1 protein-coding gene is annotated in these 683 nt (G+C 55.9%); it reads right to left on the bottom strand.

Annotated features, from left to right (window positions below; genetic code table 11):
• A partial coding sequence (locus ACMGDE_RS20065) for an IS256 family transposase (protein ID WP_436834598.1) occupies positions 1–671 on the bottom strand: 671 nt, incomplete at its 3' end.
• Positions 672–683: the final 12 nt, after the last annotated feature.

Below are 683 nucleotides of genomic sequence, written 5' to 3' on the forward strand. Positions count from 1 at the left end.
AGGTCGGTCAGCACCGAAAGCCAGAACTTGGCACCCTCGGTTTCCGAAAGGTAAAGACCGATCAGGTCCTTGCGGCCGTCAATATCAATCCCCAGGATGTTGTAGATGGCACGGCTCTCAACCGCCCCGTTATGCCGGATTTTATAATGCATACAGTCCAGGAAAACAAACGGGTATACCGCATCCAGCGGACGGTTGCGCCATTCGGTTACCGCCGGAAGCACCGCATCGGTGATACGGGAGATTTCCGTGGCCGATATCTCCATGGCATACATCTCCCGGATATAATCGCTGATAGCACGCGTGCCCATGCCACGGGCATACATGCTCAACACGTTGCCTTCCAGTTCCTCGGTGATAATCAGCTGCCGCTTGGGGACGATCTTGGGCTCAAATGAACCTTCGCGGTCACGGCCCGTCTCCAGCTCGAAGCTCCCGCCGCTCATGCTCCTGACCGTCTTTTTGCTCTTGCCGTTGCGGCGGTTGGACTGACCGGAGGCTTTGTCCTCCTCAAGGTGGTTCTCCAGTTCGCCGTCCAGCATGGATTCCAGCAGGTGTTTGAGCATCGGGGCCAGTACTCCGTCCGTACCGCCGGCCTTTTTGCCAGCGTACAAACCTTCCATCGCTTCCTGCTTGAAGCGCTCGAAGTCAAATGGGGTGTTCTTTTTCATTAACATGTCACT

Origin of the sequence: Parapedobacter brassicae (genome assembly GCF_051400755.1) — a bacterium.
Taxonomy (GTDB): Bacteria; Bacteroidota; Bacteroidia; order Sphingobacteriales; family Sphingobacteriaceae; genus Parapedobacter.